The sequence below is a fragment of the Streptomyces sp. 3330 genome, from assembly GCF_031456635.1.
Lineage (GTDB): Bacteria > Actinomycetota > Actinomycetes > Streptomycetales > Streptomycetaceae > Streptomyces.
The window spans coordinates 83,128-96,124 of sequence record NZ_JAVDVA010000008.1; the positions used below are offsets into that span (position 1 = coordinate 83,128).

The window sequence follows — 12,997 nt, forward strand, 5'->3', positions numbered from 1 at the left end:
AAGCGGCGTGCTCGTGGGTATGTACGAGCACGCCACCTTACGCGTTCGACGAAATCCGGACCTTGGTCGATCGCCCTCCGCGTCACCGACCCGCCGAAGGGCCGCGACCCCTCCCCGCCGGGTCGTTCCGCGGCCCTCCGGCGGCCCTTTTCCCGGTGCCGGTCCGGCGCTAGTCCGTGTACTCGTCGGCCACCGAAAGCGCCGCGTCCAGGGCCGCGAGACCTTCCTTGACCTCGGACTCGGAGACGTTGAGCGGCGGCACGAAGTGGGTGCGGTTCATGTTCACGAACGGCCAGGCCCCGGCCTTCTTGGCGGCCGCGCCGAAGGCGGCCATGGCCGCGTTGGCCTCGCCGGCCGCGTTGTACGGCACGAGCGGCTCGCGGGTCTCGCGGTTCTTCACCAGTTCGAGGGCCCAGAACATGCCGACACCGCGCACCTCGCCGACGCACGCGTGCCGCTCCGCCAGTTCCCGCAGGCCCGGACCGACGACCGAGGCGCCCAGGTTCTTCGCGTTCTCGACGATGCCCTCCTCCGCCATGACGTTGATCGTCGCGACGGCGGCCGCGCAGGCCAGCGGGTGCCCGGAGTACGTCAGGCCGCCCGGGTAGGGCCGCCGGGCGAAGGTCTCCGCGATGGCGCCGGAGATCGCGACCCCGCCGAGCGGCACGTATCCGCTGTTCACGCCCTTGGCGAAGGTCATCAGGTCGGGCGTCACGCCGAACAGGTCGGCCGCGAACCACTCACCGGTGCGGCCGAAGCCGGCCATGACCTCGTCCAGGACGAAGACGATCCCGTACTGGTCGCAGAGCTGCCGCACCCCGGCGAGATAGCCGGGCGGCGGGACCATGATCCCGGCGGTGCCCGGCACGGTCTCCAGGATGATCGCGGCGATCGTCCCCGGCCCCTCGAAGGCGATCGTCGTCTCCAGGTGCTCGAGCGCCCGCGCGGTCTCCTGCTCCTCCGTCTCCGCGTAGAAGCGGGAGCGGTACAGGTACGGCGCCCAGAAGTGGACGACCCCGGCCGTCGCGGTGTCGGAGGCCCATCGGCGCGGGTCGCCGGTGAGGTTCACGGCCTGCTGGGTGCCGCCGTGGTACGAGCGGTAGGCGGACAGCACCTTGGCGCGCCCGGTGTGCAGCCGGGCCATGCGCACGGCGTGCTCGACCGCGTCCGCGCCGCCGTTGGTGAAGAAGATCTTGTCCAGGTCGCCGGGGGTCCGCTCGGCGATGAGCCGGGCCGCCTCCGAACGGGCCTCGACGGCGAAGGCGGGCGCGAAGGTGGTCAGGTGTGCGGCCTGCTCCTGGATCGCGGCGACGACCTTCGGGTGCTGGTAGCCGATGTTGGCGTAGACGAGCCCGCTGGTGAGGTCGAGGTAGCGCTTGCCGTCGTAGTCCCAGAAGTACGACCCCTCCGCGCCGGCCACGGCGAGCGGGTCGATGAGCTCCTGGGCGGACCAGGAGTGGAAGACATGCGCGCGGTCCGCGGCCTTCACGGCGGCGCCGGCCTGGGGGTTGGGCTGAGGGGTCATGCGGGTGAGCGTAAATGTCCGCGATGCGGAAGCGGTATCGGCGTCCTGTTCCGTGGACGGGGCGATTCCGCGACAGGTTGTCGGGCGTGCGGAGCGAGGGGTCGGGCATGCATTGACAGCTTGCTGTCGAAGTGACAGCCTTCTGTCATAAGGATTCCGCTCGCGAGGAGGAGCCATGAGCCGCAAGCCGGTGCATCTCGCCGTGTACGACACGCTCGCCGACTGGGAGACGGGGTTCGCCACGGCGTACCTCGCCCGGAACGGGTACGAGATCCGGACCGTCGGCGGATCGGAGGAGCCGGTGGTCAGCACCGGCGGCCTGCGGATCCGGCCCGACCTGGCGCTGGACGCGGTACGGCCCGAGGACAGCTCCCTGCTGATCCTGCCGGGCGCCGACCTGTGGGACACCTCGGACGACCTCGCGCCCTTCGCCCGCACCGCCCGCGCGTTCCTCGACGCCGGGGTGCCCGTCGCCGCGATCTGCGGGGCCACCGCGGGACTCGCCCGCGAGGGCCTGCTCGACGACCGGGACCACACCGGCGCGGTCTCCTTCTACCTGGCGGCCACCGGCTACGGGGGCGGCGACCGGTACGTGGAGGCGGACGCCGTCACCGACGCGAACCTGATCACCGCCGGCCCGACGGAACCGGTCGCCTTCGCCCGCGAGATCTTCCGGCTGCTCGGCGTCTACGAGGGCGAGGTGCTGGACGCCTGGTACCGGCTGTTCCACGACTCCGACGCCGAGGCCTACGCGGTGCTGGAGAAGGCGTCGGCCGACCGGTGAGCAGGGAGCGACAGGATCTGCTCAGCCGCGGCGCCCTCGGGGTGTTCCGGCTGAACGGCCAGTTCCTCGCCGTGGCCGAGGAGCTGGCCGGGCCCGCCGGGCTCACCGCCGCCCGGTGGCAGGTGCTCGGCGCGGTGCTCCGCGACCCGCTGCCCGTGTCCGGCATCGCCCGCGCCATGGGCATCACCCGGCAGAGCGTCCAGCGCGTCGCCGACCTGCTGGTGGAGCAGGGCCTCGCCGAGTACCGGCCCAACCCCGCCCACCGGCGCGCCAAGCTGCTCGCGCCCACGGAGGCCGGGCGGGCCGCGGTGGCCCGTATCGACCCCGGTCACGCGGCCCTCGCCGACCGGCTGGCGGAGGCCTTCGGGGAGGCGGAGCTCGCCGCGGCCGTACACGTACTGGAACGCCTGTCCACGGTGCTGGACGGTTTGGAGCCCGCTGTTACGCAACCGTAGACACCGCACCGCACTACTCCCCGAACGGCCGGATTATTCTCGGCGGGGTTGCACATGTCTCGTTCACACATGTGCGGGAAAGGCGGCGCTGCGATGGAGAAGCTGGGCCCGGAGGACCCGCAGCGCATCGGCGGCTACCGGCTGCTCGCGCGGCTGGGCGCGGGCGGCATGGGGCAGGTCTACCTCGCCCGCTCGGACCGCGGGCGCACGGTCGCCGTGAAGCTGGTCCGGCGGGAGCTGGCGGCGCGCGAGGAGTTCCGGGCGCGGTTCCGGCAGGAGGTGCGCAACGCGCAGCGGGTCGGCGGGTTCTGGACCGCGCCCGTCCTCGACGCCGACACCGAGGCCGCAGTCCCCTGGGTCGCCACCGGCTACGTGGCCGGGCCGAGCCTCCAGCAGGTCGTGAGCCACGACCACGGTCCGCTGCCCGAGCGGTCGGTGCGGATCCTCGCCGCCGGGCTCGCGCACGCGCTGGCCAACATCCACGCGGCCGGGATCGTGCACCGCGACCTCAAGCCGTCCAACGTCATGGTCACCATCGAGGGGCCCCGGGTCATCGACTTCGGCGTCGCGCGGGCGCTGGAGAGCGTGAGCGGCGACAGCCGGCTGACCCAGACCGGCGCGGTGATCGGCTCGCCCGGCTTCATGGCCCCCGAGCAGCTGCGCGGCGACCCGGTCACGCCCGCCAGCGACGTCTTCTGCCTCGGCTCGGTCATCACCTACGCCGCCACCGGCACCCTCCCCTTCGGCTCGGTCGACAGCGGCGCGCACGCCCTGATGTTCCGCATCGCCCAGGACGAACCCGACCTCTCCGGCGTCCCCGAGGGCATCGCCGATCTGGTCCGCGGCTGTCTGCGCAAGGACCCGGGCGCCCGGCCCTCCCTGGAGCGCGTCCTGGAACTCACCGGCGTCGACGACACCGTCTCCGACGGCCGCTCCCGCGACCCCTGGCTGCCCGGCGCCCTCGTGGCGCAGCTCGGCCGGCACGCCGTGCGGCTGCTGGAGGTGGAGGACCCGGAGGGCACGGGCCCGTCCCGCGCCGGCCACCCGGGGCGCCCCGCCTTCGCGGACCACGCGGCGACCGCCCCCGAGGCCTTCCCGCAGCACTCCGGGCCGCGCGGCGCCGCGCCCTCGCCGGACCCCCGCCCGACGCTGGTCGCGGGCGCCGACGGCATCCCGGCGCAGCCCCACGCCCCCGGTGGACGGGCGGCCCCGCCCCACCCGGTGTACGGCTACCCCCAGCAGCATCCGCAGCAGGCCCCGGCCGCCTACGGCCACCCGCCCCAGCCGCCGGCCGCCTGGTCCGCGGCCCCCGGCCCCGGCGCGCCGTACAACCCGTACGCGGACGCCGCCGCGACCCCCGGCGCCACCCCGCCGCACGACCCGTACGGACCGGCCGGCCCCACCGGCCCGCAGGAGCCGCCGCGCCGCAGCGGCCGGACGACCGCCCTGCTCGTCGCGGTCGGCCTGGTGGTCGCGGTCGCCGCGGGCGGCTCGGTGTACGCGTTCATGAACGGCGACGACGACCCCGCGGCGAACGCGGGGCCCAGCACGTCCGCCGGTTCGGCGCCCTCCGCCGCGAAGGCCTCGGAGCTGCCCTCGCCCGACTCGTCCCCGTCGACCTCCGCGTCCCCCTCCGCCTCCTCGGCGGACGGCGTGGTCCCCGCGGCCTATCTCGGCAGCTGGACCACCACGATCGAGAACGAGAGCGGCACGAACACCCGCCGGCTGACCCTCGCCCAGGGCGAGGTGGGCGACGCGGTGCTCGCCCTCGTCGCCGACGGGGACGGCTACCACTGCGAGTTCAGCGCCACCCTCTCCGCACGGCCGGGCGACGACGGCCCGTTGAAGATAGGCCCGTCCAAGGTCACCGCCGGCGAACCCCTCTCCTCGTGCAGTCCCGGCGCCGCCTCCGAGGTCACCCTGCTCGCCGACGGCACGCTGCGACGGGTCAACACCGGCACCGGGGAGAAGCTGACCTACACCCGGCGGTGAACGTCACGCGAACGTCCGTCGACCAGTCCGGAATGTCCCACCGGACGGACGTACGGTGACCGCCTACCATCCGGCCTGCGGGAGTGGCGGGGGCGCCCACAGTGGAGTGGCTGAACGCGGAGAACGTGGTGGCCGTGGGGACGGCCCTGGTCGGTGTCGTCGCGTCCGGGATCATGGTCTGGTACGAGCGCCGGGTGCCGCGCAGGAAACGCGTCGGCTACCGGGTGCAGATGGACAACCCGATCGGCGACGACGTCAGATCCGGCCGCCCCAGCCGCCGGCTCGGCCTCTTCGACGAGGCCCCCGGCATGGCGGACGCGACGCTCGTGCTGCTGCGCATCGAGAACGACGGCTCGCAGGGCATCGCCCGTGACGACTACACGGGCCCCGAACGCCACGGCCTGACCGCCGTCTTCACCGACCGCACCATCCGCGGGGTGTCGGTCACCCAGCCCACCGACACCGACCACCTCGTGGACCACTTCACCGCGGACCGGGGCTTCGGCTACGAAGGCAACACCCTGCGCATTCCGCGCGTCCCGCTCAACCCCCGCGAGCACTTCAAGCTGCTCGTGCTGCTGTCGGGCGGCGACGTCGGCCGCGGGATACGGCTCTACGGCGGTCTGCGCGACGGCGAGGTGCACCCCAACCGCAGCGCGACCCCGGACGACACCCCGCCGCTGTTCGGCCGGGCCGCCCGGCTGATCTCCATCCTGCTCACGGTCTGTGTGGTCACCCTCGCGACGATCGTCGTCGTCCGGGACGCCCCGCCCCCGGTCGGCTGCGAGCGCGGGGCGCTCACGGTCACCGGCTCCACCGCGTTCGCACCGGTGATCCGGGAGGTCGCGGCGAAGTACGAGCGCGACTGCGAGGGGTCCTCGATCACCGTGGACGCGCACGGTTCGACGGCCGGGATCCGTGAGCTCGTCGCAGCCGCCGCGGACGGCGGGGGCTCGCCACCCGTCGTCGCCCTCTCCGACGGCCCCCGGCCGGCCGGTCTCGACGAACTGCGCGAGAACCGTGTCGCCGTGTCCGTGTTCGCGCTGGTCGTCCAGGACGACGTCACCCTGAGGAACCTCTCCGCGGCGGACGTGCGGCGGCTGTACCTGGGACAGATCGCCAACTGGGCCGAGGTCGGCGGACCGGACCTGCCGGTGGTCCTGGTCAGCCGGGACGCCAACTCCGGGACCCGGCAGGTGTTCCAGCGGCGGGTGCTGGGCCGCGGCGAGATCGCGAACTCGTCCGTCGACTGCGTCCACAAGGACGACCCGACGGCCCCCGTCGTCCGCTGCGAACTCGATTCCACCGACCAGGTGCTGTCCACGGTCGCCGCCACCCCCGGCGCGATCGGCTACAGCGAGCTCAACCTGGCCGGGCGCGCGAAGGGCCTGCACCCGCTCGACCTGGGCGGCGCCCCGCCCTCCGTGGACGCCATCGAACACGGCACGAGCGACTACCCGTACCGCGAGATCGAGTACGCCTACACCTACGGCCGCCCGCCGGCCGACTCCCTGGCCTCGAGTTTCCTGACCTACCTCACCCGAGGCAACGGCCAGGACGTGATCCGCACCCACGGCCACCTGCCGTGCTGGACCCCGGAGGGCATGCGCCTGTGCGGCTCCGACCCGTCCGGCACGTGAGCGCGAGACCGCCTCGCCGACGGGCGGCGCGGGGCCTCACCGCGGCTCCGGCGGCCGCTGCCGCGGCATGTTCGGCCGGGCGTTCGCTCCCGGCGGCAGCGGAAACCGTCCGTACCCCCCACCCGCGTCCGTCCGCCCCCCGGAGGCGACCGCCCCCTGCATGCCCATGGGCGCGGGCCCGGTCCGGAACTCGACCATCCAGTCCGCCGTCTCCGTGCGCACCAGTTCCGAGACGTCCTCCGAGAACCGCCGCAGCACCGCGAGACACCGCTCCGCGGCCTCGCTCGCCGTACCCTCCGCCGGGCCCAGCACCTCCCGGACGCTCTCCGAGGCCCAGTCGAACTGGAGCACCTGGAGCCGGCGCTGCACGGCCTGCGCGGTGGCCACGTCCCTTATCCAGCCGGAGGTCACCCCGAAGAAGCGGTCCGCCGCCGCGCACGCCACCGCGACCAGCAGCGCCAGGTACCCCCAGGGTGCGACACCGCCCAGCACCCGGGTGAGGTCGAGCAACGGCAGCGCCGCCGCGCACACCGCTCCCGCCGCCGCCCCGGTGCGCAGGACCCTGGCGCACCGCCGCTTCCACACCCGGTCCGCGAGGTACCAGGCGGCGGTGTCCAGCGCCCCGCGCTCCACCCACCGGTACAACTCGTCGAGCCGCTCGGCGGGCTCGCCCCAGTCCCCGAGCGGAAGCGTCCGCCCGGCCAGATCGCCCGGCCGCAGCCCGGCCGCGCCCTCACTCCGCCCGTCCTGAGGCGGACCCTCGGGCTGCATCTCCGGCTGCTGACCCACCCGGCACTCCCTACTGATCCCGACCGATTGAACCCGACCGATCCCGACCGCTCACGTTGCGTGACACCCGTGACGCCTGATGCTGCTGCGCCGGACCTTTCCTACCTCCCAATGGGTGGCGAAGAGGAAGGTTTCATCTCTTTTACGCCCGGAAGTAGGCCTTGATCAGGTATAGGCCTCACACCTGACTCACTCGAAAGAGTGCTGGGGCGACACCCGCACAGAGCACGTAGGCTCGTGCCGAGCGGGAAAGACCCGCCCGAAGGCACGCCCGACAGTCGTAGGAAACAGGAGCTGATCGTGATTCCCGGTGGTGGCCAGCCCAACATGCAGCAGCTGCTCCAGCAGGCCCAGAAGATGCAGCAGGACCTGGCCCGTGCCCAGGAGGAGCTGGCGAACACGGAGGTCGACGGGCAGGCGGGCGGCGGCCTGGTGCAGGCCACGGTGAACGGCTCCGGCGAGCTGCGCGCCCTGCGGATCGACCCCAAGGCCGTGGACCCGGACGACACCGAGACGCTCGCCGACCTGATCGTCGCGGCCGTCCACGCGGCCAACGAGAACGCGCAGACGCTCCAGCAGCAGAAGCTCGGTCCGCTCGCCCAGGGGCTGGGCGGCGGCAGCGGCATCCCGGGACTGCCGTTCTAGGGCCGTCCCGCCTATCTAAGACCGGCCTCGGCCAACTACCGTACGTACCGCAAGGAATCCCAGGAAGGACGGCAGTCCGTTGTACGAAGGCGTGGTCCAGGACCTCATCGACGAACTGGGGCGGCTGCCCGGCGTCGGTCCCAAGAGCGCGCAGCGGATCGCCTTCCACATCCTCCAGGCGGAACCGACGGACGTACGGCGGCTCGCGCAGGCCCTCATGGAGGTCAAGGCGAAGGTCCGCTTCTGCGCGACCTGCGGCAACGTGGCGCAGGAGGAGCTGTGCGGGATCTGCCGCGACCCGCGCCGCGACCCGAGCGTCATCTGCGTCGTCGAGGAGCCGAAGGACGTCGTGGCGGTCGAGCGCACGCGTGAGTTCCGCGGCAGGTACCACGTCCTGGGCGGCGCGATCAGCCCCATCGAAGGCGTCGGTCCCGACGACCTGCGGATACGGGAACTTCTCGCGCGGTTGGCCGACGGGACGGTCACGGAGCTGATCCTGGCCACCGACCCGAACCTGGAGGGCGAGGCCACGGCCACCTACCTCGCCCGCATGATCAAGCCCATGGGCCTGAAGGTCACCCGCCTGGCCAGCGGCCTCCCGGTGGGTGGCGACCTGGAATACGCGGACGAGGTGACCCTCGGTCGCGCCTTCGAGGGGAGACGACTCCTAGATGTCTGACGCCACGCTGCACGCGACCGACCACGACCCGGACGATTTCGTGGTCCAGATCGCGGATCAGGTCGAGAGCTTCCTGGTAGCCGTCACGGAGGTCGCGAAGGGCGACGAGCCGGGCCTGGCGGTCCCCTTCCTCCTCCTGGAGGTCTCCCAGCTGCTCCTGGCCGGCGGCCGCCTCGGCGCCCACGAGGACATCGTCCCCGACGAGCGCTACGAGCCCGACCCGGGCTTCGAGCCGGACGCCGACGAGCTCCGCGAGAACCTCGCCCGCCTCCTCGAGCCGGTCGACGTCTACTCGGAGGTCTTCGACCCCTACGAGCCCCGCAAGGCGCCCGTCCCGGCCCGGATCTCGGACGACCTCGCCGACGTCATCGCCGACCTGCGCCACGGCATGGTCCACTACCGCGCGGGCCGCACCACCGAGGCCCTGTGGTGGTGGCAGTTCTCCTACTTCTCCAACTGGGGCTCCACCGCCTCGGCGACCCTGCGCGCCCTGCACTCGGTCCTCGCCCACATCCGCCTGGACCAGCCCCTCGAGGAACTGAACGGCCTCGACACCGACCAGTCCCCCCTGGGCGACGAGACCCTCGAGTTCGAGGCGGGCCGGGTCATGGAGAAGGAGATCGGCGGCCACCGAGGTCCGGGCCCGGTCCATAACTGACCCCGCCCCGCCGGGCGGCCCCCTGCCCGGCACGCCCCGCCCTCTCACGCCGGGCCGGCCGCGCGATAGTGCTTGAATCTTAATTCACAGCTATCACTTCGGCCTGAGTGGGAAGGGAAGACCCGACGACGGGTGCCCGTGCCCCGTTCCGGTTTCTTCCGCGAGCCTCACCGAGTCTCATCATGCGGGACTCGGGAGGCGGTTTTCGGGCGCTCGTTAGACTGAGCCGACCCGCAGTACAAGGGCGTATGTGCGGAAACAGACAAACTGAGCGAGGAGCGCACGTGGGCCTTGTCGTGCAGAAGTACGGAGGCTCCTCCGTAGCCGATGCCGAGGGCATCAAGCGCGTCGCCAAGCGGATCGTGGAAGCGAAGAAGAACGGCCACCAGGTGGTCGTCGTCGTTTCCGCGATGGGCGACACGACGGACGAGCTGATCGATCTCGCCGAGCAGGTATCTCCGATGCCCAGCGGCCGGGAATTCGACATGCTGCTGACCGCCGGAGAGCGGATCTCCATGGCCCTGCTGGCGATGGCGATCAAAAACCTGGGCCACAGCGCCCAGTCGTTCACCGGCAGCCAGGCAGGCGTCATCACCGACTCGGTTCACAACAAAGCCCGGATCATCGACGTCACGCCGGGCCGCATCCGGACGGCGCTGGACGAGGGCAACATCGCCATCGTCGCCGGGTTCCAGGGTGTCAGCCAGGACAAGAAGGACATCACCACGCTGGGGCGCGGCGGGTCCGACACCACGGCCGTCGCCCTCGCCGCCGCGCTCGACGCCGAGGTCTGCGAGATCTACACCGACGTGGACGGCGTGTTCACCGCCGACCCGCGCGTGGTGAAGAAGGCGCGGAAGATCGACTGGATCGCCTTCGAGGACATGCTGGAACTCGCGGCCTCCGGTTCGAAGGTGCTGCTCCACCGTTGTGTGGAGTACGCCCGCCGCTACAACATCCCGATCCACGTCCGCTCGTCCTTCAGCGGGCACGAGGGCACGTGGGTCAGCAGTGAGCCACTCGTTCAGAAGTCACAGCAGCAAGGGGACAAGCCGGTGGAGCAGGCCATCATCTCCGGTGTCGCGCACGACACCTCCGAGGCCAAGGTCACGGTCGTCGGCGTGCCGGACAAGCCGGGCGAGGCGGCCGTGATCTTCCGCACGATCTCCGACGCCGAGATCAACATCGACATGATCGTGCAGAACGTGTCCGCGGCCTCCACCGGCCTGACGGACATCTCCTTCACGCTTCCCAAGGCCGAGGGCCGCAAGGCCATCGACGCCCTGGAGAAGAACAGGGCCGGCATCGGCTTCGACTCGCTGCGCTACGACGACCAGATCGGCAAGATCTCGCTGGTCGGCGCGGGGATGAAGACCAACCCGGGTGTCACGGCCGACTTCTTCAAGGCGCTGGCCGACGCGGGCGTGAACATCGAGCTGATCTCGACCTCCGAGATCCGCATCTCGGTCGTGACGCGCGCCGACGACGTCAACGAGGCCGTGCGCGCCGTGCACACCGCCTTCGGGCTGGACTCCGACAGCGACGAGGCCGTCGTCTACGGAGGCACCGGCCGCTGATGGCCGGCACAGTGCGTCCGACCCTCGCGGTCGTGGGAGCGACCGGGGCCGTCGGCACGGTCATGCTCGGGATCCTGTCCCAGCGGGCCGACATCTGGGGCGAGATCCGCCTCGTCGCCTCCCCGCGCTCGGCCGGCCGCAAGCTGGCCGTGCGCGGCGAGGAGGTCGAGGTGGTGGCCCTGTCGGAGGAGGCCTTCGACGGGGTCGACGTCGCCATGTTCGACGTGCCCGACGAGGTCGCGGCGCACTGGGCGCCCGTGGCCGCCGCCAAGGGCGTGGTCGTCGTCGACAACTCCGGCGCCTTCCGGATGGACCCGGAGGTGCCGCTGGTCGTCCCCGAGGTCAACGCGCACGCGCTGCGGACCCGGCCGCGCGGGATCGTGGCCAACCCGAACTGCACGACGCTGTCGATGATCGTCGCCCTCGGCGCCCTGCACGCCGAGTACGGGCTGCGCGAGCTGGTGGTGTCCTCGTACCAGGCGGTGAGCGGGGCCGGGCGGGCCGGCGTGGAGACTCTGCGGCGGCAGATCGCGCTGGTCGCCGGCACCGAGCTGGGGACCGGCCCCGGTGACCTGCGGCGGGCCGTCGGCGACGACACCGGGCCGTTCCCGGAGCCGGTGGCGCTGAACGTCGTCCCGTGGGCCGGGTCGCTGCGCGCGGACGGCTGGTCGTCGGAGGAGATGAAGGTGCGGGACGAGTCCCGCAAGATCCTCGGGCTGCCGAAGCTGCCGGTGGCGGTGACCTGTGTGCGCGTCCCGGTGGTCACCACGCACTCCCTCACCGTGCACGCCCGCTTCCAGGACGAGGTCACCGTGGAGGGCGCCCGCGAGATCATCGCGACGGCGCCCGGTGTCGTCCTGTTCGACAATCCGGCGGCGGGGGAGTTCCCCACACCCGCCGACGTGGTCGGCACCGACCCCACCTGGGTGGGCCGGGTGCGGCGGGCCCTCGACGACCCGACGGCGCTGGAGCTGTTCGTCTGCGGGGACAATCTGCGCAAGGGAGCCGCGCTGAACACCGCGCAGATCGCGGAGCTGGTGGCGGCCGAGTTGTCCTGAGGCGGCCGCGCCGGTGTCCGGCGGGCCGCTACCGGGAGTAAAAGTGCTGGCCAGAGCTTGGCGGCTCAGTAAGATCTCCCGTGCAATGTGAGCGGGTCGTAGGCTCTGAACACTTGTATCGGGCACCTTTGGCGTCCGAAGATTTTCCTCCCCGCTCTCCGCAACCGTGCGCAGGGCGGGGAGCGTCTTTGCGGTCACCCTCCGGGGTGTGCGCGGGCACACCTTCAGGGGCGCGCGCAGGGGTGTGAACGATCACAGCGTTCGGGGACGCGGTGATCCGGGCGTGGGGACGCCCGTTCATATGGCAAACAGGGGAAGAGCGGGACACATGAGACGGGTACGCGGGGCCTTGGCCGACGCAGAAGTGACGCCGGACGCGTACAACCCCCACGGGGGGAAGTGTGTCCAACTGGCGTGGCAGAGGTACTCGAACTCCCAGTGGCGCCCCTCGGCGCGGCCCTGCGGCCGCCGCGGGCCGTCCTCCGACCCCGCATGCCCGGCACGCCCGGCGGCATGCCGGTGATCGCGCCCATGCCCGCAGCGCGGCCCGCCCGCGTCCCCAGCCAGCGTGACGGCGCCGAAGCCGCCGAGGCGAACGTCGTCACCGCCGAGACCGCCGAGGCGGCCGGCACCACCGTCGACCACCTCACCGAGACCTACCGGGCGCACTACCGCTCGCTGCTCGGACTCGCCGCCCTCCTGCTCGACGACACCGCCTCCTGCGAGGACGTCGTCCAGGAGGCCTTCATCCGCGTCCACTCCGCGCGCAAACGCGTCCGCGACCCGGAGAAGACCCTGGCCTACCTGCGCCAGACGGTCGTCAACCTGTCCCGCTCCGCCCTGCGCCGCCGCATACTCGGCCTGAAGCTCCTCTCCAAGCCGATGCCGGACATGGCCAGCGCCGAGGAGGGCGCCTACGACCTGCTGGAGCGCGACTCGCTCATCAAGGCGATGAAGGGCCTCCAGCGCCGTCAGCGCGAGGTCCTCGTGCTGCGCTACTTCGCCGACATGACCGAGGCCCAGGTCGCCGCGACCCTCGGCATATCCCTCGGCTCGGTCAAGGCGTACGGCTCGCGCGGCATCGCCGCCCTGCGCATAGCCATGGAGGCTCCGGCGTGAGCGGGGAAGCCGAAGGGCAGGGCTCGCACGGGAGTCACGACAGTCATGAGCGGCACGAGCCGTTCGCATGGCACGA

The 12,997-nt window shown here is 72.1% G+C and carries 12 protein-coding genes; 10 read left to right on the plus strand and 2 right to left on the minus strand.

Annotated features, from left to right (window positions below; genetic code table 11):
• Positions 1-169 precede the first annotated feature (169 nt).
• Positions 170-1,525 (minus strand): aspartate aminotransferase family protein, encoded by a 1,356-nt coding sequence (locus J2X68_RS15730; RefSeq protein ID WP_310433160.1) that lies wholly within the window; start codon positions 1,523-1,525, stop codon positions 170-172.
• Between the two features lie 175 nt (positions 1,526-1,700).
• Between J2X68_RS15730 and J2X68_RS15735 the strand changes: the two genes are divergently transcribed.
• From J2X68_RS15735 to J2X68_RS15750, 4 genes are all read left to right on the plus strand, one after another.
• Positions 1,701-2,309, plus strand: a complete 609-nt coding sequence (locus tag J2X68_RS15735) for a type 1 glutamine amidotransferase family protein (RefSeq protein ID WP_310433161.1) — start codon at positions 1,701-1,703, stop codon at positions 2,307-2,309.
• Entirely contained in the window at positions 2,306-2,764 is a 459-nt protein-coding gene (locus J2X68_RS15740; protein WP_310433162.1) for a MarR family transcriptional regulator, read from the plus strand. The genes J2X68_RS15735 and J2X68_RS15740 overlap by 4 nt, the downstream gene beginning before the upstream one ends.
• A 93-nt stretch (positions 2,765-2,857) precedes the next feature.
• Positions 2,858-4,756, plus strand: a complete 1,899-nt coding sequence (locus J2X68_RS15745; RefSeq protein WP_310433163.1) for a protein kinase domain-containing protein — start codon at positions 2,858-2,860, stop codon at positions 4,754-4,756.
• 101 nt (positions 4,757-4,857) lie between these two features.
• Positions 4,858-6,396 (plus strand): substrate-binding domain-containing protein, encoded by a 1,539-nt coding sequence (locus J2X68_RS15750; RefSeq protein WP_310433164.1) that lies wholly within the window; start codon positions 4,858-4,860, stop codon positions 6,394-6,396.
• A gap of 36 nt (positions 6,397-6,432) precedes the next feature.
• Here the strand turns inward: J2X68_RS15750 and J2X68_RS15755 are convergent, their stop codons facing one another.
• Positions 6,433-7,167 (minus strand): SLATT domain-containing protein, encoded by a 735-nt coding sequence (locus J2X68_RS15755; RefSeq protein ID WP_399040120.1) that lies wholly within the window; start codon positions 7,165-7,167, stop codon positions 6,433-6,435.
• A 318-nt stretch (positions 7,168-7,485) separates the two neighbouring features.
• Between J2X68_RS15755 and J2X68_RS15760 the strand changes: the two genes are divergently transcribed.
• From J2X68_RS15760 to J2X68_RS15785, 6 genes are all read left to right on the plus strand, one after another.
• The gene (locus tag J2X68_RS15760; RefSeq protein ID WP_310433166.1) at positions 7,486-7,830 is read left to right on the plus strand and encodes a YbaB/EbfC family nucleoid-associated protein; all 345 of its coding nucleotides are present in this window, start codon (positions 7,486-7,488) and stop codon (positions 7,828-7,830) included.
• Positions 7,831-7,909: 79 nt separating this feature from the next.
• Complete coding sequence (gene recR / locus J2X68_RS15765; RefSeq protein WP_062645091.1) at positions 7,910-8,509, plus strand: recombination mediator RecR; 600 nt, start codon at positions 7,910-7,912, stop codon at positions 8,507-8,509.
• The gene (locus tag J2X68_RS15770; RefSeq protein WP_310433167.1) at positions 8,502-9,167 is read left to right on the plus strand and encodes a DUF5063 domain-containing protein; all 666 of its coding nucleotides are present in this window, start codon (positions 8,502-8,504) and stop codon (positions 9,165-9,167) included. Before recR ends, J2X68_RS15770 begins: the two co-directional genes overlap by 8 nt.
• A 284-nt stretch (positions 9,168-9,451) precedes the next feature.
• A complete protein-coding gene (locus J2X68_RS15775) occupies positions 9,452-10,744 on the plus strand; it encodes an aspartate kinase (RefSeq protein WP_310433168.1) in 1,293 nt (430 codons plus the stop codon).
• A complete protein-coding gene (locus tag J2X68_RS15780; RefSeq protein WP_310433169.1) occupies positions 10,744-11,802 on the plus strand; it encodes an aspartate-semialdehyde dehydrogenase in 1,059 nt (352 codons plus the stop codon). The genes J2X68_RS15775 and J2X68_RS15780 overlap by 1 nt, the downstream gene beginning before the upstream one ends.
• Before the next feature lie 492 nt (positions 11,803-12,294).
• Positions 12,295-12,921, plus strand: a complete 627-nt coding sequence (locus J2X68_RS15785) for a SigE family RNA polymerase sigma factor (protein WP_310433170.1) — start codon at positions 12,295-12,297, stop codon at positions 12,919-12,921.
• Positions 12,922-12,997: the final 76 nt, after the last annotated feature.